General features: G+C 68.2%; 25 protein-coding genes. 17 read left to right on the top strand and 8 right to left on the bottom strand.

What is annotated here, in order from left to right:
- Positions 1–76 precede the first annotated feature (76 nt).
- Together dapA and smpB are read left to right on the top strand one after the other, a co-directional pair.
- Entirely contained in the window at positions 77–961 is an 885-nt protein-coding gene (gene dapA / locus AC1RSK_RS06345) for a 4-hydroxy-tetrahydrodipicolinate synthase (protein ID WP_492906582.1), read from the top strand.
- Positions 961–1431: an SsrA-binding protein SmpB gene (gene smpB / locus AC1RSK_RS06340; RefSeq protein WP_492906580.1), complete on the top strand. Its 471-nt coding sequence runs from the start codon at positions 961–963 to the stop codon at positions 1429–1431. The genes dapA and smpB overlap by 1 nt, the downstream gene beginning before the upstream one ends.
- Positions 1432–1615: 184 nt before the next feature.
- Here the strand turns inward: smpB and AC1RSK_RS06335 are convergent, their stop codons facing one another.
- Positions 1616–2263: a uracil-DNA glycosylase gene (locus tag AC1RSK_RS06335; protein ID WP_492906578.1), complete on the bottom strand. Its 648-nt coding sequence runs from the start codon at positions 2261–2263 to the stop codon at positions 1616–1618.
- A gap of 186 nt (positions 2264–2449) precedes the next feature.
- Positions 2450–3052, bottom strand: coding sequence for a LabA-like NYN domain-containing protein (locus AC1RSK_RS06330; RefSeq protein WP_492906576.1), 603 nt, complete (start codon positions 3050–3052; stop codon positions 2450–2452).
- A gap of 42 nt (positions 3053–3094) precedes the next feature.
- Between AC1RSK_RS06330 and folK the strand changes: the two genes are divergently transcribed.
- The 3 genes from folK to AC1RSK_RS06315 all read left to right on the top strand — a co-directional run bounded on the left by folK (position 3095) and on the right by AC1RSK_RS06315 (position 6491).
- Complete coding sequence (gene folK / locus AC1RSK_RS06325; protein WP_492906575.1) at positions 3095–3640, top strand: 2-amino-4-hydroxy-6-hydroxymethyldihydropteridine diphosphokinase; 546 nt, start codon at positions 3095–3097, stop codon at positions 3638–3640.
- A gap of 206 nt (positions 3641–3846) precedes the next feature.
- On the top strand, positions 3847–4206 hold the full coding sequence (gene rpoZ / locus AC1RSK_RS06320) for a DNA-directed RNA polymerase subunit omega (protein ID WP_487300170.1): 360 nt from the start codon (positions 3847–3849) through the stop codon (positions 4204–4206).
- 119 nt (positions 4207–4325) lie between these two features.
- Complete coding sequence (locus AC1RSK_RS06315) at positions 4326–6491, top strand: RelA/SpoT family protein (RefSeq protein WP_492906573.1); 2166 nt, start codon at positions 4326–4328, stop codon at positions 6489–6491.
- A gap of 16 nt (positions 6492–6507) precedes the next feature.
- Here AC1RSK_RS06315 and AC1RSK_RS06310 read toward each other — a convergent pair whose 3' ends face one another.
- Positions 6508–6915 (bottom strand): helix-turn-helix domain-containing protein, encoded by a 408-nt coding sequence (locus AC1RSK_RS06310; RefSeq protein ID WP_492906571.1) that lies wholly within the window; start codon positions 6913–6915, stop codon positions 6508–6510.
- A 190-nt stretch (positions 6916–7105) separates the two neighbouring features.
- Between AC1RSK_RS06310 and AC1RSK_RS06305 the strand changes: the two genes are divergently transcribed.
- On the top strand, positions 7106–7633 hold the full coding sequence (locus AC1RSK_RS06305) for an AAA family ATPase (RefSeq protein WP_492906569.1): 528 nt from the start codon (positions 7106–7108) through the stop codon (positions 7631–7633).
- Positions 7634–7637: 4 nt separating this feature from the next.
- Here AC1RSK_RS06305 and AC1RSK_RS06300 read toward each other — a convergent pair whose 3' ends face one another.
- The gene (locus tag AC1RSK_RS06300; RefSeq protein WP_492906568.1) at positions 7638–8075 is read right to left on the bottom strand and encodes a nuclear transport factor 2 family protein; all 438 of its coding nucleotides are present in this window, start codon (positions 8073–8075) and stop codon (positions 7638–7640) included.
- 177 nt (positions 8076–8252) lie between these two features.
- Positions 8253–9365: a hypothetical protein gene (locus AC1RSK_RS06295; RefSeq protein ID WP_492906567.1), complete on the bottom strand. Its 1113-nt coding sequence runs from the start codon at positions 9363–9365 to the stop codon at positions 8253–8255.
- Between the two features lie 181 nt (positions 9366–9546).
- Between AC1RSK_RS06295 and AC1RSK_RS06290 the strand changes: the two genes are divergently transcribed.
- From AC1RSK_RS06290 to pyrE, 3 genes are all read left to right on the top strand, one after another.
- On the top strand, positions 9547–10782 hold the full coding sequence (locus AC1RSK_RS06290) for an acyl-CoA dehydrogenase family protein (protein WP_492906565.1): 1236 nt from the start codon (positions 9547–9549) through the stop codon (positions 10780–10782).
- Between the two features lie 163 nt (positions 10783–10945).
- Positions 10946–11977, top strand: coding sequence for an amidohydrolase family protein (locus tag AC1RSK_RS06285; RefSeq protein WP_492906563.1), 1032 nt, complete (start codon positions 10946–10948; stop codon positions 11975–11977).
- Between the two features lie 230 nt (positions 11978–12207).
- Entirely contained in the window at positions 12208–12792 is a 585-nt protein-coding gene (gene pyrE / locus AC1RSK_RS06280; RefSeq protein WP_492906561.1) for an orotate phosphoribosyltransferase, read from the top strand.
- A 222-nt stretch (positions 12793–13014) separates the two neighbouring features.
- Here pyrE and AC1RSK_RS06275 read toward each other — a convergent pair whose 3' ends face one another.
- Entirely contained in the window at positions 13015–13485 is a 471-nt protein-coding gene (locus AC1RSK_RS06275; RefSeq protein ID WP_492906559.1) for a VOC family protein, read from the bottom strand.
- Positions 13486–13683: 198 nt separating this feature from the next.
- Between AC1RSK_RS06275 and AC1RSK_RS06270 the strand changes: the two genes are divergently transcribed.
- The 6 genes from AC1RSK_RS06270 (at position 13684) to AC1RSK_RS06245 (ending at position 18315) form a co-directional block, all read left to right on the top strand.
- Entirely contained in the window at positions 13684–14463 is a 780-nt protein-coding gene (locus tag AC1RSK_RS06270; RefSeq protein WP_492906558.1) for a pyridoxine 5'-phosphate synthase, read from the top strand.
- Positions 14460–14873, top strand: coding sequence for a holo-ACP synthase (gene acpS / locus AC1RSK_RS06265; protein ID WP_492906557.1), 414 nt, complete (start codon positions 14460–14462; stop codon positions 14871–14873). The genes AC1RSK_RS06270 and acpS overlap by 4 nt, the downstream gene beginning before the upstream one ends.
- Positions 14874–15176: 303 nt before the next feature.
- Positions 15177–16028 carry a signal peptidase I gene (gene lepB / locus AC1RSK_RS06260; RefSeq protein ID WP_492906555.1) on the top strand — a complete coding sequence of 284 codons (852 nt, stop codon included), beginning with the start codon at positions 15177–15179 and terminating at the stop codon, positions 16026–16028.
- Positions 16025–16723 (top strand): ribonuclease III, encoded by a 699-nt coding sequence (gene rnc / locus AC1RSK_RS06255; protein WP_492906553.1) that lies wholly within the window; start codon positions 16025–16027, stop codon positions 16721–16723. Before lepB ends, rnc begins: the two co-directional genes overlap by 4 nt.
- Positions 16720–17652 (top strand): GTPase Era, encoded by a 933-nt coding sequence (gene era / locus AC1RSK_RS06250; protein ID WP_492906551.1) that lies wholly within the window; start codon positions 16720–16722, stop codon positions 17650–17652. The genes rnc and era overlap by 4 nt, the downstream gene beginning before the upstream one ends.
- 150 nt (positions 17653–17802) lie before the next feature.
- Complete coding sequence (locus AC1RSK_RS06245; protein ID WP_492906550.1) at positions 17803–18315, top strand: nuclear transport factor 2 family protein; 513 nt, start codon at positions 17803–17805, stop codon at positions 18313–18315.
- Positions 18316–18495: 180 nt separating this feature from the next.
- On the opposite strand, the gene AC1RSK_RS06240 is transcribed toward AC1RSK_RS06245, so the two are convergent.
- Complete coding sequence (locus AC1RSK_RS06240; RefSeq protein ID WP_492906548.1) at positions 18496–19215, bottom strand: DNA alkylation repair protein; 720 nt, start codon at positions 19213–19215, stop codon at positions 18496–18498.
- The gene (locus AC1RSK_RS06235; protein WP_492906547.1) at positions 19206–19631 is read right to left on the bottom strand and encodes a hypothetical protein; all 426 of its coding nucleotides are present in this window, start codon (positions 19629–19631) and stop codon (positions 19206–19208) included. The genes AC1RSK_RS06240 and AC1RSK_RS06235 overlap by 10 nt, the downstream gene beginning before the upstream one ends.
- A 39-nt stretch (positions 19632–19670) precedes the next feature.
- Here AC1RSK_RS06235 and recO point away from each other — a divergent pair, with 39 nt between their 5' ends.
- Complete coding sequence (gene recO / locus AC1RSK_RS06230; RefSeq protein WP_492906545.1) at positions 19671–20402, top strand: DNA repair protein RecO; 732 nt, start codon at positions 19671–19673, stop codon at positions 20400–20402.
- Between the two features lie 57 nt (positions 20403–20459).
- A complete protein-coding gene (parC, locus tag AC1RSK_RS06225) occupies positions 20460–22694 on the top strand; it encodes a DNA topoisomerase IV subunit A (RefSeq protein ID WP_492906543.1) in 2235 nt (744 codons plus the stop codon).
- Positions 22695–22730: the final 36 nt, after the last annotated feature.

Genomic DNA, 22730 nt, shown 5'->3' with positions numbered 1-22730 from the left:
CAGGGCCGCTCATATTGTCCGCCCCCAATCCATAGCCGCAAGCGAATGCGGCGATCTGACGGCCTTTTTACACGCCATGTTCCAATCCCCCTTCAAGGGCGTCCTTCCCGCCCTGGTGACCCCTTTCCGCGATGGCGAGGTCGACGAGAAAGCCTTCGTCGAGCTCGTCGAGCGCCAGATCGCCGGCGGCGTGCACGGGCTCGTGCCCGTGGGCACCACCGGCGAGACCGCGACCCTCAGCCATGAGGAGCACCGGCGGGTCGTCGAACTGTGCATCCAGACCGCCCGCGGCCGGGTGCCGGTGATCGCCGGCGCGGGCAGCAACTCGACGGCCGAGGCCATCGAGCTGGCGCAGCATGCCAAGGCGGTCGGCGCCGACGCCGCCCTGATCGTCTCGCCCTACTACAATCGCCCCAGCCAGGAGGGCATCTACCAGCACTACAAGGCGATCAACGACGCCGTGCAGCTGCCGGTGATCGTCTACAACGTGCCCGGCCGCACCGGCTCGGACATGTCCAACGAGGTGCTGGAGCGCCTCGCCAAGCTGCCCAACATCGTCGGCATCAAGGACGCCACCGGCGACCTCGGCCGCCTCTCGCACCAGCGGGTCACCTGCGGCGAAGAGTGGATCATGCTGACCGGCGATGATCCCAACGGCGTCGGCTATGTCGCCCAGGGCGGCCACGGCTGTATCTCGGTGACCGTCAACGTCGCGCCGGAAGCCTGCGCGGCCATGTACAACGCCTGCCAGAGCGGCGACTTCGAAACCGCCCGCTACTGGCAGGACCGCCTGATCCTGCTGCACAAGGCCCTGTTCGCCGACGCCTCGCCCAGCCCGACCAAGTTCGCCCTGGCGACCCTTGGCCTGTGTTCGGAAGAGTGCCGCCTGCCGATCAGCCCCTGTTCGGAAGCCGCCCGCAGCCTCGTTCTTGACGGTATGCGCGCCGCCGGCGTGCTCTGATGGCCCCCAAGACAACAGCTGGAGGCCTGATCGCCGAGAACCGGCGGGCCAAGTTCGACTACTTCCTCGAGGACCCGATCGAGGCCGGCATCATGCTGCTCGGCACCGAGGTGAAGAGCCTGCGCAACGGCCGGGCCAACATCGCCGAGTCCTACGCGGCGGTCGAAAACAACGAGATCGTCCTGATCAACGCCGACATCCCGCCCTACGCCGGCGGCAACCGCTTCAACCACGAGCCCAGGCGGCCCCGCAAATTGCTCTTGAAGAGCAAGCAGATCAGCAAGCTGATCGGGGCGGTGCAGCGCGAAGGCCGCACCATCATCCCGACCCGGCTCTATTGGAACGACAAGGGCCTGGCGAAGCTGGAACTGTGCCTGGCCAAGGGCAAGAAGCTGCACGACAAGCGCGAAGCCACGGCCGAACGCGACTGGCAGCGCGACAAGGCCCGGCTGCTCAAGGACCACGGGTAGATCGACCATCCGATGTCATCCTTCGGTTCCGCGAAGCGGAATCCGGAGGACCCACGGAGAGGGCGGAACCAGCTGGAGCCGGAACAGCGTCACGCCCGCTCGCGCCCGACCTTCCACGCCAGCAGCCAGGCTTACGGGTGGGTCCTCCGGATCGGCTACGCCGACCGAAGGATGACAGCGAGGGTTAGTCGATCAGCGTCCGCACCCGCTTGAAGATGTCCTCGAACATGGCCGGCGTCAGCCGCCCGGTGTTCGTGTTCAGCCGCGAGCAGTGGTAGCTGTTGATCACCCGGTAGGGCCCGGCGTCGAACTCCGACCCATGCCCCGGCGCCCCGGTCGAGCCCTTCAGGTTCAGCGCCCGCAACAGGCTGCGCCGCGAGACGTCGCCCAGGGTGACGATGACTTTCAGGTTCGGCATGGCGGCCAGGGTGTTCACGAAGAATGGCCGGCAGGCCTTCTCCTCCGAGGTCGCCGGCTTGTTCAGCGGCGGGGCGCAGCGGACGGCGTTGGTGATCATGCAGTCGACGAGTTGCAGCGTGTCGTCGGGCCGCGCCTCGTAGGTTCCGGTGGCGAAGCCGGTCTTCTTCAGGGTCTCGTAGAGCAGCCAGCCGGCGTGGTCGCCGGTGAACGGCCGCCCCGTACGGTTGGCCCCGGTGCGTCCCGGCGCCAGGCCGGCGACCATCAGCCGGCCGTTCCAGTCGCCGAACGACGGGGCGGGGCCGTTGTACCAGTCGGGGTTCTGCCGCTGGTTCTCGCGACGGTACTCGACCAGCCGGGGACAGAGCGGACAGTCGCGCGGCGGCTCGGGGGAGGTCAGGTCTACGGTGGACATGGCTTCACCTAGCGCGAGTCGTGGAGCGGCAGTTCCTCCCCCTCTCGGGGGAGGTGGCAGCCGCGAAGCGGCTGACGGAGGGGGTTACCGCAACGGTCGGCGGGTAAACGATGAGGCCCCTGTCGGTGGGGACCCCCTCCACCACGCGCTTCGCGCGCGGTCCCCCTCCCCCGATGGGGGAGGAACCTACAGCTCGTCCTCGGCCTCGATCTCCGCCCGGGTGCGGTTGTCGTAGCCGCCGCCGCGTGGCGCGGGGCCGCGCGAGGGACGGCCGATGACGTCGCCCAGATCGGCGAGGTCGATGAAGTGGTCGGCCTGCCGGCGCAGGTCGTCGCTGATCATCGGCGGCTGGCTCTTCACCGTCGAGACGACGCTGACCCGCACGCCCTTGCGCTGGATGGCCTCGACCAGGGCCCGGAAGTCGCCGTCGCCCGAGAACAGCACCAGATGGTCGGCCTTCTCGGCCATCTCCATCATGCCGACGGCGATCTCGACATCCATGTCGCCGCGCCAGCGGTCGCGGCCCTGGCTGTCGGTGAACTTGCGGGCCGTCTTGGTCACCAGGGTGAAGCCGTTGTAGTCCAGCCAGTCGACCAGCGGCTTGATGGGGCTGTAGTCGTCGCCCTCGACGATGGCGGTGTAGTAGTAGGCCCGGATCAGCACCCCGCGCCGGCGGAACTCGTCCAGCAGCTTGCGGTAGTCGATGTCGAAGCCCAGGGCCTTGGCCTGGGAGTAGAAATTGGCGCCGTCGATGAACAGGGCCAGCTTCTCGGTCGAATAAAAGGTCACGGTTTCAAATCCTTGGATAAAATATCTGACTTCGATGACGCCGTGATCGTCGCCCTCGGGAGCAATCTTCCCGGTGACTATCCCGACGTTCCGGCCCTGCTGGAGGCGGCGCTGGAGGCGTTCCCCGCCCACGGCCTGACCGTGGTCGCCAGGTCAGGCTGGTGGCGCTCGACCGCCTGGCCCGATCCGGCGATGCCTGCCTATACGAACGGCGTCGTCATTGTCGAGACGCAGGCGAGGGTGGCGGAGACCCTGGCCGCCCTGCACGCCATCGAGGCGGACTTCGGCCGGGTGCGGCATGAGGCCAACGCGGCGCGCACCCTGGACCTCGACCTGATCGCTCATGGCCGGACGGTGACCGGGGAGGGGAGCGTGCAGGTCCCGCACCCCCGCGCCCATGAGCGGCGATTCGTCATGGGGCCGCTGGCCGATGTTGCGCCGCACTGGACCCATCCGGTCATTGGCCGGACGGCGACGGACCTTGCCGACTCTGCGAAGGTGGGCGCCGACGCCTACCGAATCCCTTCTCCCGCTTGTCGGGAGAAGGTGGCCCCGAAGGGGTCGGATGAGGGCAGCACCAGCGGTTGAAGGCTTTTTGGTCCGTATTTGAGAGCAATCCTCCAGGGCCGGCGCTGCCCTCATCCGTCGGCCTGCGGCCGCCACCTTCTCCCGACAAGCGGGAGAAGGAACCGCGCCCAACTGCCGCCGCCTTCGCCTGTCACCTTGCGGCGTTGCACAATAGCGCGCAAAACACTATGTAGCCCGGTTCCACCGGCACCGCTGAAGAGATATCCATGGCCCGCGTCACCGTCGAAGACTGCATCGAGAAGGTTCCCAACCGCTTTGGTCTGGTCCTGCTGGCCGCCCATCGCGCCCGGGGCATCTCGGCCGGCGCGGCCCTGATGGTCGACCGCGACAACGACAAGAACCCCGTCGTCGCCCTGCGCGAGATCGCCGACGACGTCGTCGACAACGACGGCCTGAAGGAACATCTGATCACCACGCTGCAACGCGTCGATGAGCGGACCGAGGCCGAGGAAGAGGCCGAAACCGTCGCCCTGCTGTCGGATCCGACCCACATGCAGATGAGCGAGGCGGAACTGATCCGCGCGCTGCAGAGCGACCGCGACGGCGGTCAGGAGGAGCGGTACTGAGCCCCGAAGGCTCAGAACCCCTCATTCTGGAGGCGGCCGAAACGGCCGCCCCCGAACTTTCCACGCCTACAAGGCCTGAACCGACCGCCGCCCAGAAGGTGGCGGCGCGGCCCAAATACATGCGCCAGTACGAGCTCATCGAGCGCGTCCGCGCCTATGAGCCCGACGCCGACGAGGCGCTGCTCAACAAGGCCTACGTCTATGCCGTCCGCATGCACGGCAGCCAGACCCGAGCCTCCGGCGATCCCTACTTCGCCCATCCGGTCGAGGTGGCCGGCATCCTCACCGAATACCGGCTCGACACCGCCTCGATCATCACCGCCCTGCTGCACGACGTCATCGAGGACACCAGCGCCACCCGCCAGGACATCGAGAACCTGTTCGGGGCCGAGGTCGCCGAGCTGGTCGAGGGCGTCACCAAGCTCTCCAAGCTGGAGCTGACCGCCGACTATGCCCGCCAGGCCGAGAACCTGCGCAAGTTCATCCTGGCCATCTCCAAGGACGTCCGCGTCCTCCTGGTCAAGCTCGCCGACCGCCTGCACAACATGCGGACGCTGCACTTCATCCAGAAGCCGGCCAAGCGTGAGCGCATCGCCCGCGAGACGCTCGACATCTACGCCCCGCTGGCCCGCAACATCGGCTGTCACCGCATCTGTTCGGAGCTGGAGGAGCTGGCCTTCGAACAGCTCAACCCGATGGCCCGCACCGCCATCATCCGCCGTCTGGAAGTGCTGCGTGGCGAACAGGGCAAGGCGGTCTCCACCGTCAGCGGCGAGATCACCCGCCTGCTGGAAGGCGACGGCATCTCCAACCGCGTCTTCGGCCGCGAGAAGCACCCCTTCTCGATCTGGCGCAAGCTGCAGCGCAAATCGGTCGGCTTCTCCCAGCTCTCCGACATCTATGCCTTCCGCGTCATCGTCGACTCCGAGGCCGACTGCTACCGGGCGCTTGGCCTGATCCACCGCGCCTGGCCCTGCGTGCCGGAGCGGTTCAAGGACTTCATCTCCACCCCCAAGCGCAACAACTACCGCTCGATCCACACCACGGTGATCGGCCCCAAGGGCATGCGCATCGAGATGCAGATTCGCACCGAGGCCATGGACCGCGTGGCCGAGGACGGCGTCGCCGCCCACTGGCGCTACAAGAACAAGTCCTACGGCTTCGACGCCGAACACATGGAGGCCGAGGGCGGCCGCGACCCGCTGATCAACCTGCGCCAGCTGGTGGCGGTGCTGGAACACGGCGGCGACGCCGAGGACCTGGTCGAGCACGCCAAGCTGGAGATGTTCCTCGACCAGACCTTCGCCTTCACGCCGAAGGGCAAGCTGGTCAGTCTGCCGCGCGGGGCCATGCCGCTCGACTTCGCCTACGCCGTCCACACCGATGTCGGCGACAGCACCATCGGCGCCAAGATCAACGGCGAGCTGAAGCCCCTGCGCACCCCGCTGGTCAACGGCGACGTGGTCGAGATCATCAAGGGCGCGAAACCGGCCGTGCCCCCTGACTGGCGCAGCCTGACCGTCACCGGCAAGGCCCGCAGCGCCATCCGCCGCCACATCCGCCAGACCGAGAAGGAAGAGTTCCTGCGGCTGGGCAAGGCGGCCCTGTTCCAGTCCTTCGAGCGGGTCGGCAAGAGCCGCACCGGCGTCTCCCTGCGCCCCGCCCTGGAGCGGCTGGGCATCCCGACGGACGACGACCTCTACGACGCCATCGGCCGCGGCCGCATCATCCCGATGCAGGTCATGGAGGTGGTCTTCCCGGGCCTGGACGACACCGCCCGCGCCGCCGCCGTCGCCCGCCGCGCCATCGAGGACGGCGTCGGGGCCCGTATCTTCGTGCGCGGCGCCGGCTTGGCCCCCGGCGTCACCCTGCACTTCGCCCCCTGCTGCACCCCGGTGCCCGGCGACCGCATCGTCGGCATCATGCGCGAGGGCGTCAACGAGGTGGACATCCACACCATCGACTGCCGCACGCTTGCCCAGTTCGAGGACCAGGGCGACCGCTGGCGGGACCTCGCCTGGACCCCGGAAGCCGAACGCAATACCACCAGCCACGCCAAGCTGCGGGTCACCATCCTCAACACGCCCGGCGTGCTGGGCGAGGTCTGCACCATCATGGGCGAGGCCGGCGGCAACATCACCGGCCTGAAGATGACCCATCGCCAGGAAGACGTCTTCGACGTCGACGTCGACCTGGACGTCACCGACAACCGCCACATCACGACGATCATCGCGGCGCTGCGGGCCTGCCCGAGCGTCGAGGGCGCCGAACGGCCGATGGGCTGAGGACGGGGAGGGCGGCCTAGGCCGCCGCCGCGATGTCCTGCTTCCCGCCCGGCGCAAGGGCCCTGGCCACCGTGACCACCGCATTGCGCGAGGCCGCTTCCTCGATGGTCGAATAGGCGCGCAGCAGCTCCATGGCGCCGGGGTAGGCCAGCATGGTCAGCAGGGTCTCGTCGGTCGGGAAGCCGCCCGGCTCCTCGCCGACCATGAAGGCGACCGGGCACTCCAGCCGTTTGGCGGCGCGGACCAGCATCGAGGCGGAGACGCGGTTGGCGCCGCGCTCGTATTTCTGGACCTGCTGGAAGGTCAGGCCGAGGGCCTCGGCCAGGTCGGTCTGGGTCAGGCCGAGCGCCTTGCGGCGCATGCGCATCCGGGCGCCGACGGCGATGTCGATGGGGTCGGGCGCGGCGTGTTGGGGACGGGGCAAATCGTTATCTCCTGGGCTGACCGGAACGCGGGTCTCGCGACGCCAACCCGGTCAAATTGAAACAACTCTACTACAACTCATAGGTTGCTCTTCCGTTGCCTGCACGACGGAGGCCACGAATGGGCGGTCAGGCGCGACAGAATGCCGCCCGCGCCGGGCGTATCATCATTCCACTGAAAGAAGGACCTCCATGCCCCGTCACATCCTCACCGGCGCCCCCGGCGCCGGCAAGACCGTCCTCCTGCGCGGCCTCGAACGCGCCGGCCTCGCCGTCGTCGAGGAGGCGGCGACCGACGTCATCGCCTGGGCCCAGGCCACCGGCGTCGACGCCCCCTGGGAACAGCCGGACTTCACCGACCTCATCCTGACCCTGCAGCAGCAGCGGGCGGCCACCGCCCCCGCCGGCCCCATCGTCTTCGACCGCTCGCCGGTCTGCACTGTCGCCCTGGCCCGCGCGCTCGGCCACAGCCCGTCGCCAGCCCTGCAGGCCGCCGCCGAAGCGGCCCGCGAGGCCTACGCGCCGGAGGTCTTCTTCGTCGAAGGCCTCGACTTCATCGTCGGCACCGCCGCCCGCCGCATCAGCCTCGACGAGGCCCGCCTGTTCGGCGAGCTGCACCGCGCGGTCTACCGCGAGTTCGGCTTCACCCTCGTCGACATCCCGCCCGGCCCGCCGGCCGGGCGGGTCGCCGCCGTCCTGGCCGCGATCGGCCGGGCCTGACCCGTCAGGCGACCAGTTTGCGCGGCGCCTCGTCGCCGAAGATCATCCGCTGGCCGCCCAGGGTGTCCATGTATTCGCGGATCATCCGGGCCTTACCGTCCTGCATCTCGAACACCCAGCAGTAGCGATTGTCGTAGGTCCGGCCCTCGATGGTGACGGCCTGCATCCGCTGCTCGAACACCACCGTGTCGCCCTCGGCCACCACCTTGGTGAACTCGAACTTGGCTCCGTCCGGGAACAGCCGGCGGAAGTCGCGGGTCAGGAACTGCACCATCCCGTCCACTGTCTCCAGCATGTCGGCCGAAGCCCCGCTGGCCACCGCCGTGGCGTTGCCGGCCGGCGCGATCCAGGTCGCGTCCGGCGTCAGCACCGCCCGGATCTTCGCCTCGTCCCGCGACCCGAACGCCGCCCACACCGCCATCGCCGCTGATTTCGCATCCATCTGTCCATCTCCTTGTGAGGGGGGATGTATGGCGGATGCCGCGGGGGCCGGCTGGCGGTTTCCGGCCCTGACCGCTCCCGCCCCGTCAGACTCCGCCGGGCCGCGGCTCAGCCCGTGGCCCGAGCCGTGATCCCCGCCGCCGAGCCGCAGCTGTCAGCGAGCCCAATGCTTCGTGACCTACAGGGCCGGCGTCGAGCCTCTGGCCGGCCCGCCGCCTCGTGACCTGAGATAGTCCTCCAGTTTCACCCGGCCTTTCCTCTCCTCGGCCGGGTCGTAGACGCCGACATAGATGCTCTCCGCGAAGCCGCCGGGATAGGGCGATGCGGCGACGAAAAAGGAGGGGCCACAGGCATTGTCGACCCCTTCGTCAAGGGGGGCCGTTCCTGGATTGCGGGGCGGGCTGGACACGCAAGGGCCAAACCTGTCCGCAAGGTCGCGGCGAGGTTGATAGGTCTTGATGTCTTCCTCGTATCTGGCCTTGGCGGACTCATAGGCGTCGATCTCGGCCTGTGTAGGATCGCGTGGGCAGCTGCTCAGCCACAACAGGCCACAGGGCTCCGTGGGATTCAGCGGCGCGGGTTCGACGGGCGCTTTCAGAGACCTGAAGTCCTCGTAAATCTGCGCCGCGTTGAGCGCCGCGCCGCTCTGGTCCTGGAAGCCGGAGGCCCAGAAGCCAGCGGTCAGCGGGCCTTCCGGCAGGACGATCGCAGGATATTTCGACGTCAGGGTCTGGGTCAGGTCAGTCATCATTGGCCGGCTGCCCTCGGCTGGCAGGGTCAGTCGCCAGAGGCCGACCACGGCCCGCGCGTCCGGCGGCCCGGCAAGTCGCAGGACGATGTGGTCCTTGATCGTCTTGAAACATTTGAAGCCATTGGCGCCGCTGACAACCATGCCGGAGAACCGTTCATCGTCGGGTTTCATCGAATCCGACAGCGCATCCGAGCCGCTCGTCCCCGCGGCCGGGCAGGGCCGTTCCTCCCCACGAGTCCAGATCACCATATTGCTGTAGCCGGGACCGTTCGAGTCCGTTTCCTTCAAGAACTTGTTGACATCGCTGTAGAATTTCCCGGCGGTTCCAAGTTCGATCGCAGCGTCTGAATCGTAGCACTTGAGGATTTTGATCGCGTCGGGCAGGGACATTCCGGTCCGCAGGTCCAGGATGGCGGTAGCCGATCCACCGCCCTTGTCGCCGCAGCCTTCCTTCATCCGATCTTCTGGCGACTTCATCAGGCCGCAGCCGGCGACAAGAATCGTCACGGCCACGGCGGCACAGACCTGCGCTATCGTCATGAGACACCCCCGGGGACGCCCACCATCCCAGGATGTGATAATGCAACGAAAAAACGAAACCCTCAATCCAGGATTGTTCAACGTCCCGGCTCGTCCGGCCGCAACTCAGCCCTTGCGCCATACCCCATCTTCGAACGATTGTTTGAACCAAGAACAGAACAACGCCCGAGGAAACACACCCATGGCCATCGATTTCGAAATCCCCGCCGAAGCCAAGGCCGTCCGCGAGAAGGTCCGCCAGTGGGTCGCCGATGAGTGCATCCCGGCCGAGAAGCTGATCCACGACAAGGACAGCTATAAATCCGTCCTCGCCGACCTGCGCGGCAAGGCCCGCGCCCAGGGCCTGTGGCTGCCCTTCATCCCCAAGGAATACGGCGGCATGGGCCTTGGGCCCCTGGCCAACGCCCTGGTGCAGATGGAACTCGGCAAAAGCCACCTTGGCGCTCTCAGCATGAACAGCCAGGGCCCTGACGACGCCACCATGCTGACCCTGCTGGCCCACGGCACCGAGTACCAGAAGGAGAAGTTCCTCAAACCCCTGCTGAACGGCGACAAGCGCGTCTGCTACTCGATGACCGAGAAGGCCGCCGGGGCCGACGCCACCGGCATGCAGACCCGGGCGGTCAAGGACGGCAACGAGAACTACATCCTCAATGGCGAGAAGTGGTTCAGCAGCGCCGCCAGCGCCGCCGACATCGCCGTGGTCATGGCCAAGACCGACCCCGACGCCCCGCGCCACCAGCGCTTCTCGACCTTCATCGTCGAGCTGCCCAATCCCGGCTACCGCATCATCCGCGACATCGGCACCATGGCCGCCGAGGGCCCGCTCAGCCACATCATGGGCGGCGGCCACAGCGAGATCGCCATCGAGAACCTCGTCGTCCCGGCCGAGAACCTGCTGGGCGGGGAGGGGCAGGGCTTCAACATGGGCCAGCACCGCCTGGCCTACGGTCGCCTGCGCCACGGCATGCACAACGTCGCCATGGCCCAGCGGGCGCTGGACATGGCCACCGAGCACGTCGTCACCCGCGAGACCTTCGGCCGCAAGCTGAAGGACCGCCAGGGCGTCCAGTGGATGCTGGCCGACTGCGCCAGCGAGCTCTACATGGCCCGGCTGATGCTCATCCACATCGCCTACAAGGCCGAGAAGGGCATGGACCTGCGGCAGGAGAACTCCATCGCCAAGGTCTTCCTGGCCCATATGGTCCACAAGGTGGTCGACACGGCGATCCAGCTGCACGGGGCGCTGGGCTACTCCACCGACCTGCCCCTGGCCCGCTGGTACACCCACATCCGCAGCCAACGGCTGGTCGACGGGCCGGACGAGGTCCACCGCTGGACGGTCGGCCGCAACGTCATCAAGGCCTTCGAACGCGACGGCACCACGGCGGCGGCGGCGGGTGGGGATATTCTGTAAGCCCCCCCAATATTCCGATCATCCCGACGAAAGTCGGGACCCAGCTGGCAGGCCGCGTAAGGGTCCGCTCTGATCAGCGCCAGCCCCGCTCCGCGAGTGGACACTGGGTCCCGGCTTTCGCCGGGATAGTCGGAAGTTTGATTGTTAGCGAAAGAGTGTGGAAATGCCCGAACCCATCCTCGCCCCCGACCTGCCGATCATCGATCCCCACCACCATCTGTGGGACCGCACCCTGCTGCTCGGCCAGCTCCCGGCGCCGACCCACCCCTTCGAGCAGATCGTCCGCCGCGTCCCCCGCTACCTGCTCGACGAGCTCCTCGCCGACATGACCGCCGGGCACAACATCGTCGCCACCGTCTACATGGAATGCGGCGCCTTCTACCGCCCCGACGGCCCGGCCCACCTCAAGCCGATCGGCGAGACCGAAGCGGTCAACGGCCTGGCCGCCATCGCCGACAGCGGCGTCTACGGCCCCGCCAAGCCATGCGCCGGCATCGTCGGCCACGCCGACCTCACCCGCGGCGCGGCCGCCCGCGAGACCCTCGAAGCCCACCTCGCCGCCAGCCACCGCTTCCGCGGCATCCGCCACAGCGCCAGCCACGACCCCGATAGCGGCGTCCTCGGCCCCCTGGTCCGCCAGCCGGCCGGCCTCTACCGCGACAAGACCTTCCGCGAAGGCTTCGCCCAGCTGGCCCCTCTCGGCCTCTCCTTCGACGCCTGGCTGCTCGAACCCCAGCTCCCCGACCTCATCGATCTCGCCAAAGCCTTCCCCGACACCCAGATCGTCCTCGACCACGTCGGCACCCCGCTCGGCATCGCCAGCTACGCCGGCCGCCGCGAAGAGCGCTTCGACGTCTGGCGGAACAACATCCGCATGCTGGCGCAATGCCCCAATGTGGCGGTGAAGCTCGGCGGCCTGGCCATGGTCTTCCCAGGCTTCCCCTCCTGCCTGTCCGACCCACCGGCCCCTTCCGCCCAGCTGGCCGACGAATGGCGCCCCTACCTCGAAACCTGCATCGAGGCCTTCGGGCCCGAGCGCGGCATGTTCGAAAGCAACTTCCCGGTCGACATCCTCAGCTGCAGCTATGCGACGCTGTGGAACGCCTTCAAGCTGGTCGCCGCCGCCTATTCGTCCGACGAGAAGACGGCGCTGTTCAGCGGCACGGCCAAGCGGGTCTATCGGCTGAATCTCTGAAAGTTCCTCCTCCGGCGCGCAGCGACGGGGGAGGGGGACCGCCCGCGCAGCGGGTGGTGGAGGGGGCAGCGCCGGCGGATGGTTCTGATCCTGAACGCAGCTGTCACGACCGCGCCAGAACGCTCTTCAATCGGACAGGCCGGCGCTGCCCCCTCCACCACGCGCGTATTCGCGGGCGGTCCCCCTCCCCCGAGCTTTCGCTCGGAGGAGGAATTGGCTATGCGCTCCCCATGACCAGCGAAGACGTCCTCGAAGAATTCCGCGCCGCCGGCGCCCTGCGCGAAGGCCACTTCGTGCTCTCCAGCGGCCTGCACAGCCCGGTCTTCCTGCAGAAGAACCTGGTCTTCGCCCAGCCGGACCGCTGCGAGCGCCTCTGCAAGGCGCTGGCTGAGAAGATCGTCGCCGCCGTCGGCCAGCCCGACCTCTGCATCTCCCCGGCCGTCGGCGGCATCATCCCGGGCTACGAGACCGCCCGCCAGCTGGGCGTCACCTCCCTCTACGTCGAGCGCGAGGGCGGCCAGTTCAAGCTCCGCCGCGGCTTCCAGGTCGAGCCGGGCGACAAGGTGGTCATGGTCGAGGACATCGTCACCACCGGCCTCTCCAGCCGCGAATGCATCGCCGCCATCGAGGCCGCCGGCGCCACCGTCATCGCCGCCGCCTGCATCGTCGACCGCTCCGGCGGCCGGGCCGACGTCGGCGTCCCCCTGATCGCGCTCGCCACCCTCGACGTCCCGGCCTACTCGGCCGACGCCCTGCCGCCGGAACTGGCCGCCATCCCGATCGAGGATCCCGGCAGCCGGCGGCTGTCGAAGTAGAACCCACCACCCGAGAAAAACGCTGTCATCCTTCGGTTGGCCCCGGCGAATGCCGGGGACAATCCGGAGGACCCACCCGTCCGCCAGGCGCCTGGCGTCGAGAGCGAACGCGCAACCCTCAACGCCAGCCTGCGGAATCCAGGCGGTCCCGCCCTTGCGGTGGGTCCTCCGGATCGCTGCGCGACCGAAGGATGACAGCGGTGGGGTGGGGGAAGCTGCGCGCTACCCTCTCGCCGCCGCCTCCAGCGGGGCGATGTCTAGCTTGACCATCTTCATCATCGCCTCGGTCACCCGCCGCACCACGGCCGGGTCCGGATCGCCCATCAGCTGGCGCAGGCGCAGCGGCGCGATCTGCCAGCTGAGGCCCCAGCGGTCCTTCAGCCAGCCGCACTGCTCGATCTCGCCGCCCTCGCCGAGCGCCTCCCACAGCCGGTCCAACTCCTCCTGGGTGTCGGTCTCCACCATGATCGAGAAGCTGTGGTTGAACGGGTCCAGCGGACCGGCCTCGATGGCCATGTAGTTCTGGTCGCCGAGCGTGAAGCCGACGATCTTGACGCTGCCGGCCGGGCCCGAGGGATTGTCGGCCATGACCGCCGAGGTCTCGATGATCGCCGAGCCGGGGATCAGCGAGGTGTAGAAGCGGATCGCCGCCTCCATGTCCTTTTCGAACCACAGATGCTGGGTGACTTTCATCGTCTCGTCCTTTCCGTCCCGGCCCCTTGAGCGCCCGCGCGCCCCGACCGTTCCCCCAAAGGACGCGCCCGCCGGGCCGATGCCGACAGCCTCGCCGTAAAAATCGGGCGCCGAACGTGACCGGCCGGCGGCGGCCAACCCTTTCCCGGGCGTTTGGCGAGCCTTAAGTAGGAGGCACACCCTCGGGGACCACCGCCCATGACCCTGCGCCCAACGCCCTTGCGACTTGGCGTCAACATCGACCACGTCGCCACCATCCGCAACGCGCGGGGCGCCAGCTATCCCGAGCCCACCCGCGCGGCCGAGATCGCCCTCTTGGCCGGGGCCGACGGCATCACCGCCCACCTGCGCGAGGACCGCCGCCACATCTCCGACGCCGACATCGATGCGCTGGCCGACCTCTGCCGCAAGCGCGGCAAGCCGCTGAACCTGGAGATGGCCGTCACCGACGAAATGGTCGCCATCGCCCTGGCCCACCGTCCGCATGCCGCCTGCCTGGTGCCTGAGCGCCGCGAGGAGGTCACCACCGAGGGCGGCCTCGACGTCGTGCGCGGCGGCAACCGGGTGCGCGACGCGGTGCAGTCCCTGCGCGCCGCCGGTAGCCGCGTCTCCCTGTTCATCGAGGCCGATCCGGCCCAGATCGCCGCCTCCGCCGACGCGGGGGCCCAGGTCGTCGAGCTGCACACCGGCGCCTTCTGCGACGCCGCTCGGGCCGGCGAGCATGACCGCGCCGCCGTCATCCTGGCCCGCCTGACCGCCGGCGCCGCCCAGGCCGCGAAGTTGGGCCTGGAGGTCCACGCCGGCCACGGTATCGACTACGCCACCGTCGCCCCGGTCGCCACCATCCCTCAGCTGGCCGAGCTCAACATCGGCCACTTTCTCATCGGCGAGGCCATCTTCGTCGGCCTGGCCGAGTCCATCCAGCGCATGCGCCGGCTGATGGACGCCGCCCGGGCAGCCGCGGAGCAGGCCGCGTGATCATCGGCCTAGGATCCGACCTCTGCGACATCCGTCGTATCGAAAAGACCCTGGCCCGCTTCGGCGACCGCTTCGTCCAGCGCCTGTTCACCGAGACCGAGCAGGCCAAGTCCGATCGCCGCAAGGACCGCGCCGCCAGCTATGCGAAGCGCTTCGCCGCCAAGGAGGCCTGCGCCAAGGCCCTGGGCACCGGCGTCCCGCGCCGGGGCGTCCACTGGCGCGACATGGGGGTCGTCAACCTGCGCTCCGGCGCCCCGACCATGGCCCTGACCGGCGGCGCGGCGGAGCGCCTGGCTCAGATCATCCCCGAGGGCATGGAGGCGAGGATCCACGTCACCCTCACCGACGATCACCCCTACGCCCAGGCCTTCGTCATCATTGAGGCGCTCCCGAAAACGGCCATGCCCTGACACGCGACGTCGCCCCCATGCGACACCAACGCCTATCCCATGAAACCCTCATGAAATACCCATCCGACCCCGGCCGCTTTCCCCATGTCGCCGCCATGTTAAAAGCTTGAATCAAAAAGGGCTTTTCTGTTTTCTGTGATCCGGATGCGATATAATGGCGACCGCTTCGATCTTTCCGGCCGCCGTTCCAACTTACGCCATGAAGGCGAACTATCAGGCGCGCCGCTTGCCCGTGGGATATTCCGCGTCTAACCAGTCCCGCTGGGCTTTTCGCCCCCAAGTCTTGAAGAGAATCACGCGCCGATGACCGACGCCACCGTGACCGAGGCCGAACCGCAGGTCGCCGCCGCGCCCGAGCCCGAGGAAAAGCAGCCCCCGACCTTCGTCCAGGAGGTCGTCGAGATCGCCAAGACGGTGGCCTATGCGCTGCTGATCGCGCTGGTGCTGCGGATCTTCCTGTTCCAGCCCTTCACCATCCCGTCGGACAGCATGGAGCCCAACCTGCTCCACGGCGACTACATCATCGTCAACAAGTTCTCCTACGGCTACTCCAGGCACTCGATCCCGCTCAGCCCGCCGCTGTTCAAGGGCCGGATCTTCGGCTCCAAGGCCAAGCGCGGCGACATCGTGGTGTTCAAGCTGCCGGCCGACAACAAGACCGACTACATCAAGCGGGTCATCGGTCTGCCGGGCGACCGCATCCAGGTCCGGGGCGGCGTGCTGTACGTCAACGAAAAGGCCCTGCCCAACGTCCAGGTCACCCGCGATGACGCCGCCGACATGGACCGCGTCCGCCGCCAGGAAACCTCCTACGACAACAAGACCTACGTCACCTACGCCGGGGCCGAGTACGGCTACGTCAACAACACCGGCGTCTTCCTGGTGCCCCAGGGCCACTATTTCATGATGGGCGACAACCGCGACAACAGCCTCGATTCCCGCGTCGAGCCCAACTACGCGGCCCCCCGGCAGGGCGGCGTCGGCTTCGTGCCGGCCGAGAACCTGGTCGGCAAGGCGCAGATCATCCTGCTCAGCTGGTACGCCCCGTCCGAGCCCTACGAAACCGGGCCGCGCCACGAGGGCGCCTCGCTGTTCAAACCCTGGACGTGGTTCACCGAGGCCCGGCCCAGCCGGTTCTTCCACCTGCTGAAATGAACGCCCGGGTCCTGGCCGTAGAGGCGCTCGAACGCCGCGTCGGTCACACCTTCGCCGACCGCGATCTGCTCGAGCGCGCCCTGACGCACTCCAGCGTCGGCGACGGCGCCATCAAGGTGCGGCACAACGAGCGGCTGGAATTCCTCGGCGACCGGGTGCTGGGCCTGCTGGCCTCCGAACGCCTGCTGGCCCTCTATCCGGAGGCCAAGGAGGGCGAACTCAGTCCTCGCCTGGCCAACCTGGTCAACGGCAAGGCCTGCGCCCGCGTCGGCCGCCGCCTCGAACTGGGCCATGCCCTGCGGATGAGCGGCTCGGCCACCAAGATGGGCGTGCGCGACAACGACGGGGCCTTAGGGGATGCCGTCGAGGCGCTGATGGCGGCCATCTACATCGACGGCGGCCTTGAAACCGCCCGGGCCTTCTTCCTCTCGGCCTGGTCCGACGAGTTCGACCATCTGGAGGCCCCGCGCTCCAAGGACGCCAAGACCCGGCTGCAGGAATGGGCCATGGGCCTGCGCCTGCCGATCCCGACCTACACGGTCGTCGAGCAGTCGGGACCGGCCCATGCGCCGCGTTTCATTGTGGAGGTGTCGGTACGGGGCTATGAGAGCGAACGCGGGGAGGGTGGGTCCAGGCGAGAAGCGGAAAAGGCTGCGGCGTTGATCATGCTGCTGAAACAGGAAGGCAAAGCATGACCCGGGCAGGTTTCGTCGCCATCATCGGCGCGCCCAACGCTGGCAAGTCCACCCTCACCAACCGGCTGGTTGGCGCCAAGGTGTCCATCGTCACTCAGAAGGTTCAAACGACGCGCTTCCCCGTGCGCGGCGTCGCCATGGCCGGCGAGGCGCAGATCATCCTGCTCGACACCCCCGGCATCTTCACCCCCCGCCGCAAGCTGGACCGCGCCATGGTCCGCAGCGCCTGGGCCGGGGCCGACGACGCCGACGCCGTCGTCCACCTGGTCGATGTCCAGGCCGAGCTGGCCGTGCAGGACAAGACCGCCAAGCCGGCCGACAAGCGCGGCGTCATCGACGTCCAGACCATCATCGAGAACCTGCAGGGTTCGAAAAAGAAGGTCATCCTGGCCCTCAACAAGATCGACGGCGTCAAGCGCGAGCGGCTGCTGGCCGTCTCCCAGGCCCTGTTCGAGACCGGCGTCTACACCGAGGTCTTCATGATCAGCGCCGCCGACGGCAACGGCGTCGACGACCTGAAGGCCCGCATGGCCGAGCTGATGCCGGAAGGCCCCTGGCTTTATCCGGAAGACCAGACCGCCGACATCCCGGCCCGCCTGCTGGCCGCCGAGATCACCCGCGAGAAGCTCTACCTGCGCGTCCACGAGGAACTGCCCTACGCCGCCAGCGTCGACACCGTGGCCTTCGAGGAAAAGCGCGACGGCTCGGTCCGCATCGAACAGACCATCTTCGTCGAGCGCGAGGGCCAGCGGGCCATCGTCATCGGCAACAACGGCCAGACCCTGAAGTGGATCGGCCAGAAGAGCCGCGAGGAACTGGCCGAACTGTTCGAACGCAAGGTCCACCTGTTCCTGCACGTCCGGGTCCGCGAGAACTGGGCTGAGGAGCGCGAGGCCTACTCGGCCATGGGTCTGGATTTCGACGTTTAACGCCGGGGACTGGTTGTCCGCATCCCTGGACTATCCGGCCGGGCGAAACCGCATCTCGGACAACCTGTCCCCGATGGGCCACCGCCGCCGGGCCAGCCAGATCGGGGACAGGTTGCCCGCGCGCCGACGGCGCCTCATTCTGAGACCATGATGACTCGGACAACCGGTCCCCTGCGCCTGGCGCTCCTGATCCTGGCTCTGCTGGCGACGCCGGCCATGGCCCAGCCGACCGGCGCCGAGCGCGGGATCAACGTCACCCTCGACACCCTCCACGACGCCGCCTCCAAGGCCGACGGCAAGCGCTACTTCGCCCTCTACGCCAAGGACGCCATCTACATCGGCACCGACGCGGCCGAACGCTGGACGCTGGCCGAGTTCAAAGCCTTCGCCGAACCCTACTTCGCCAAGGGCAAGGGCTGGACCTACAGGCCGCGCGAGCGCCACATCGTCGTCACCGACAACCCCTGCCGCTGCATCGCCTGGTTCGACGAACTGCTCGACAGCGAAAGCTACGGCACCAGCCGCGGGACGGGGGTCATGGTGTTCGAAGACGGCCAGTGGAAGGTCGCCCAGTACGCCCTGACCTTCCCCATGCCGAACGACCTGGCCCACGGATTCACGGACCAGATCAAGGCCTTCGAGGCGAAGAAGCAGCCCCAGTGAGTCCTTCTCCCGCTTGTCGGGAGAAGGTGGCCCGCGAAGCGGGTCGGATGAGGGCAGCACCAGCCAAGGAAGGTTGAGCCGGCGCTGCCCGCGCCAAAACGCGCATGGCCTTGATGAGCCGGCGCTGCCCTCATCCGACGGCCTTCGGCCGCCACCTTCTCCCGACAAGCGGGAGAAGGATCAGCTCTTTGCTTTCAGCCCCATGAAATACCCCCGACGCTCGGGCTCGAAATGCTCCAGCGCCGCGCGCAGGGTCGTGCGCGCCATCGTCGCGCCGTGCGTCTCCAGGAAGGCCTCCAGCCGGGGCCGGTTCTTGTCGCAGGTCCGCAGGGCCCAGCCGACCGCCTTGTGGGTCAGGTCGTGTGGGTCGTCCAGCAGCAGTTCGGCGATGGCGTAGCTGTCGTCATGGTCGCCCTTCAGCGCGAAGTGCAGGGTGGCCAGGATGGCCGTGCGCCGCTCCCACAGGCTGTCGGACCGGGCCAGCCGGTAGAGCACGTCGCGCGGCTTGTCCCACAGGTAGCGGCCGACCACCCGCCAGGCGGCCAGGTCGACCAGGTCCCAGTTGTTGATCCGGTCGTGCCGCCGCAGATAGAGGTCGTAGAGGTCCTGCAGTCGCTCAGCCGTGCAACCCTTGGCGCTGGCCGCCTTGCCCATGATGCTCAAGGCCCCGGCTCGCGCCTCGTGGAGTTCGTCCTCCAGCAGCTGTTCCAGCTCCGCCACCGGCATGGCCAGGTAGCCTTCGGAGACCTTGAACAGTGTCCCCATCTTCACCCCGATGAAGACGTCGCCCGCGCCATAGTCGCCGTCGCCGGCCTTGAAGTAGCGCTGGATCTTGCGCAGCTCCTCGTCGGACTGGTGGGTTCGCAGCTGCGCCATGAAGGCCTGGGCGGTCAGGGCCATGGCCTGACAACCGGCCTGCAGGCCGCCTGCAGCCGCTCCATGGCCAGCAACACCGGCGTGCCCTCGTCGCGGTCGCGGAAGGTGATGATCAGCTTGTCGGCCGGCGTGCCGCCAACGATGTAGAGCTGGGCCTTGCCGGCGACCTGGGCCAGTTCCAGCCGGCGCACGGTCCGCCAGTCGAGCGTCAGCCCGTTGCGGCCCCGCGCCGCCAGCCGGCTCTCACAGCCTTCGCCGGCCATGCCCTCGATGCGAACCGGCGCGCGGATCGGCCGGTAGAGGGCGGCCTTGCCGTTGTAGAGGTCGCTCTCCAGCTCGGCGTCGCGCCCGCCGGCAAAGGCCCGCTCGAGGATGGCGTGGTCGTTCGGCGCCGCCGCCACGCAGGCCATCGCCGCCATCAGGATCACCGCTCGTTTCAAGGCCTCGCCTCCACCCGCGTCCCAAGGTATCCCCTCCGCATGGAATGGGAAGATGAAGGCTACATCCTGTCGGCGCGGCTGCATGGCGAAACCGGCGCCATCGTCGACCTGTTGACCGAACACCACGGCCGCCAGGCCGCCCACGTCGCCGGCGGCGGGACCCGCCGCCTCAAATCGGTGCTGCAGCCCGGAGCCCGGGTGCTGGCCAGCTACCGGGCCCGGGTCGAGGGCCAGCTCGGCTCGGCCCGTATCGAGCCGGTCGGGGAGGGGCCTTCCGAACTGTTCGACGACAAGCTGGCCCTGGCCGGCCTGGCCGCCGCCGCCGCCGTCGCTGCCGGGGCCCTGCCCGAGCGCGAGCCGCACCCCGGCGCCTTCCGCGCCCTCGACGCCCTGATCGGCGCTCTGGCCAACGCCGACATCTGGCCTGCCGTCTTCGTGCAGTTCGAGGCCGGCCTGCTGAGTGAGATGGGCTTCTCCCTCGACCTGACCAAATGCGCCTCGACCGGCGTCACCGAGGACCTGGTCTGGGTCAGCCCCCGCACCGGCCGCGCCGTCAGCCGCGAGGCCGGCGCTCCTTACGCCGACCGCCTGCTGCCCCTGCCGCCCTTCATGATCTCGCCGCGCAACGGCCTGGGGGAGGGCGACATCCGCGCCGGCTTCGACCTGACCGGCCACTTCCTCGAGCAATATGTCTTCGGCCCGCTCAACAAGCCGCTTCCTCCCGCGCGCGTCTGGCTTTTGGAGCGACTCTCCGACGCTGGACGGCTATGAAGCCTCCCCCCGAAGCGGCCGGGGTCCTACAGTGAAGCCGACTGATTCTGGACCGATATGACTGTTCACACACCTCCGCCGGGTGACGGCGACCGTATCCTCGACGAACCGCTGACCGAGGCCCTCTCGCGGCGCTACCTGGCTTATGCCCTGTCGACCATCACCGGCCGGGCCCTGCCCGACGTGCGCGATGGCCTCAAGCCCGTTCACCGCCGCATCCTCTACGCCCTGCATGAGATGCGCCTGAACCCCACCGCCGCCGCCCGCAAGTGCGCCAAGGTGGTCGGGGAGGTGATGGGTAACTTCCACCCGCACGGCGACCAGGCCATCTACGACGCCCTGGTGCGGCTGGCCCAGAGCTTCAGCCAGCGCTACCCGCTGGTCGACGGCCAGGGCAACTTCGGCAACATCGACGGCGATAACGCCGCCGCCATGCGCTACACCGAATGCCGCATGACGCAGGCCGCCAGCCTGCTGCTCGACGGCCTCGACGAGAACGCCGTCGACTTCAAGCCGACCTACGACGGCCAGGACGAAGAGCCGGTCGTTTTGCCGGCCGGCTTCCCCAACCTCCTGGCCAACGGCTCCAGCGGCATTGCCGTCGGCATGGCCACCAGCATTCCGCCGCACAATGCCGGCGAGCTGATCGACGCCTGCCTGTTGCTGCTGCAACGCCCCGAAGCCACCACCGCCGACCTCATGGAGCGGGTGAAGGGCCCCGACTTCCCGACCGGCGGCATCATCGTCGAGCCCCAGCACAGCCTGCTGGAAACCTTCGAGACCGGCCGCGGCGGCGTGCGCCTGCGGGCCCGCTGGCATAAGGAAGACACCGGCCGGGGCACCTACCTAATCGTCGTCACCGAGGTGCCTTATCAGGTGAAGAAGGCCGAGCTGGTCGAAGGCCTGGCCGAGCTGATCGAGAACAAGAAGGCCCCGCTGCTCGGCGACGTCCGCGACGAGAGCGCCGAGGACGTGCGGCTGGTGCTGGAGCCCAAGACCCGCAACGTCGAGCCGGAAGTGCTGATGGAGAGCCTGTTCAAGCTCTCCGACCTGGAGGTCCGCTTCCCGGTCAACATGAACGTGCTCGACGCCCGCGGCACGCCGGGCGTGATGGGCCTCAAAGCCATCCTCAAGGCCTTCCTCGACCACCGCCGCGAAGTCCTGGTCCGCCGGGCCCGCTTCCGGCTGGAGAAGATCGAGGCCCGGCTGCACGTCCTGGACGGCCTGCTGATCGCCTACCTCAACCTCGACGAGGTGATCCGCATCGTCCGCTACGAGGACGAGCCGAAACAGAAGCTGATCGCCGCCTTCGACCTGTCCGAGATCCAGGCCGACGCCATCCTCAACACCCGCCTGCGCCAGCTGGCCCGGCTGGAGGAGATGGAGATCCGCCGCGAGCACGCCGAGCTGGCCGAGGAGCGCGACGGCATCATGGCCATGCTGGCCTCCGACGCCCAGCAGTGGAAGCTGGTCGGCTCGGGCCTCGCCGCCATGCGCGAAGTGGTCGGGGTCGGCACCGAGGTCGGCCGCCGCCGCAGCGACTTCGCCGACGCCCCGACCATTGACGTCGACGCCGCCTCGGAAGCCTTCATCCCGCGCGAGCCGATCACCGTCATCCTGTCGGACAAGGGCTGGATCCGTGCCGCCAAGGGCCGGGTCGAGGACCCCTCGGAGCTGAAGTTCAAGGAGGGCGACAAGCTCGGCTTCCTGGTCCCGGCCGAGACCACCGACAAGCTCTTGATCTTCGCCTCCGACGGCCGCTTCTTCACGCTCGACTGCTCCAAGCTGCCGAGCGCGCGGGGCCATGGCGAGCCGCTGCGGCTGATGGTCGACCTCGACGACCGGGTGAAGATCATCGACGTCTTCCCGCACAAGGCCGGCCGCAAGCGCATCCTGGCCTCCAAGGAGGGCTACGGCTTCATCATGCCCGAGGACGAGGCCCTGGCCTTCCGCCGGGCCGGCAAGCAGGTGCTGAACGGGACGGCCATCGTCTCGCTGGAGGTGACCGGCGACCAGATGGGCGTCATCGGCGACAACGGCAAGATCCTGATCTATCCCCTTGAAGAACTGCCGGAAATGCCGCGCGGCAAGGGCGTAAAGCTGCAATCCTACCGCGAGGGGGGCCTGCGCGACGCCACGGTGTTCAACGCCGAGACGGGCGGCTTCTGGATCGACGCGGCGGGGCGCACCCGCGAGTGGCCCGAGTGGCGCGAATGGGCCGGCCGCAGGGCCGGGGCTGGCAAGCTGGCCCCCAAGGGCTTCCCGACCAGCAAGAAGTTCCGGCCGCGCTAAGAGCTGTAAGAGGGGACACATTGAATTTGCGAGCAA

It is taken from the genome of Caulobacter sp. GW821-FHT11A05 (assembly GCF_058809015.1).
Note: the sequence above shows the minus strand (reverse complement) of the source record. Positions and strands in the feature narration are given on the sequence as shown.

Excerpts from the sequence above, each read along its gene's own strand:
- AC1RSK_RS06245 (WP_492906550.1), top strand. The coding sequence starts at position 17,803 with ATGACTCGGACAACCGGTCCCCTGCGCCTGGCGCTCCTGATCCTGGCT.
- dapA (WP_492906582.1), top strand. The coding sequence starts at position 77 with ATGTTCCAATCCCCCTTCAAGGGCGTCCTTCCCGCCCTGGTGACCCCT.
- AC1RSK_RS06275 (WP_492906559.1), bottom strand. The coding sequence starts at position 13,485 with ATGAAAGTCACCCAGCATCTGTGGTTCGAAAAGGACATGGAGGCGGCG.
- lepB (WP_492906555.1), top strand. The coding sequence starts at position 15,177 with ATGACCGACGCCACCGTGACCGAGGCCGAACCGCAGGTCGCCGCCGCG.
- rnc (WP_492906553.1), top strand. The coding sequence starts at position 16,025 with ATGAACGCCCGGGTCCTGGCCGTAGAGGCGCTCGAACGCCGCGTCGGT.
- pyrE (WP_492906561.1), top strand. The coding sequence starts at position 12,208 with ATGACCAGCGAAGACGTCCTCGAAGAATTCCGCGCCGCCGGCGCCCTG.
- AC1RSK_RS06240 (WP_492906548.1), bottom strand. The coding sequence starts at position 19,215 with ATGGCCCTGACCGCCCAGGCCTTCATGGCGCAGCTGCGAACCCACCAG.
- smpB (WP_492906580.1), top strand. The coding sequence starts at position 961 with ATGGCCCCCAAGACAACAGCTGGAGGCCTGATCGCCGAGAACCGGCGG.
- era (WP_492906551.1), top strand. The coding sequence starts at position 16,720 with ATGACCCGGGCAGGTTTCGTCGCCATCATCGGCGCGCCCAACGCTGGC.
- rpoZ (WP_487300170.1), top strand. The coding sequence starts at position 3,847 with ATGGCCCGCGTCACCGTCGAAGACTGCATCGAGAAGGTTCCCAACCGC.
- recO (WP_492906545.1), top strand. The coding sequence starts at position 19,671 with ATGGAATGGGAAGATGAAGGCTACATCCTGTCGGCGCGGCTGCATGGC.
- AC1RSK_RS06290 (WP_492906565.1), top strand. The coding sequence starts at position 9,547 with ATGGCCATCGATTTCGAAATCCCCGCCGAAGCCAAGGCCGTCCGCGAG.
- AC1RSK_RS06270 (WP_492906558.1), top strand. The coding sequence starts at position 13,684 with ATGACCCTGCGCCCAACGCCCTTGCGACTTGGCGTCAACATCGACCAC.
- parC (WP_492906543.1), top strand. The coding sequence starts at position 20,460 with ATGACTGTTCACACACCTCCGCCGGGTGACGGCGACCGTATCCTCGAC.
- AC1RSK_RS06305 (WP_492906569.1), top strand. The coding sequence starts at position 7,106 with ATGCCCCGTCACATCCTCACCGGCGCCCCCGGCGCCGGCAAGACCGTC.
- AC1RSK_RS06300 (WP_492906568.1), bottom strand. The coding sequence starts at position 8,075 with ATGGATGCGAAATCAGCGGCGATGGCGGTGTGGGCGGCGTTCGGGTCG.
- AC1RSK_RS06285 (WP_492906563.1), top strand. The coding sequence starts at position 10,946 with ATGCCCGAACCCATCCTCGCCCCCGACCTGCCGATCATCGATCCCCAC.
- AC1RSK_RS06315 (WP_492906573.1), top strand. The coding sequence starts at position 4,326 with ATGCGCCAGTACGAGCTCATCGAGCGCGTCCGCGCCTATGAGCCCGAC.
- AC1RSK_RS06335 (WP_492906578.1), bottom strand. The coding sequence starts at position 2,263 with ATGTCCACCGTAGACCTGACCTCCCCCGAGCCGCCGCGCGACTGTCCG.
- AC1RSK_RS06295 (WP_492906567.1), bottom strand. The coding sequence starts at position 9,365 with ATGACGATAGCGCAGGTCTGTGCCGCCGTGGCCGTGACGATTCTTGTC.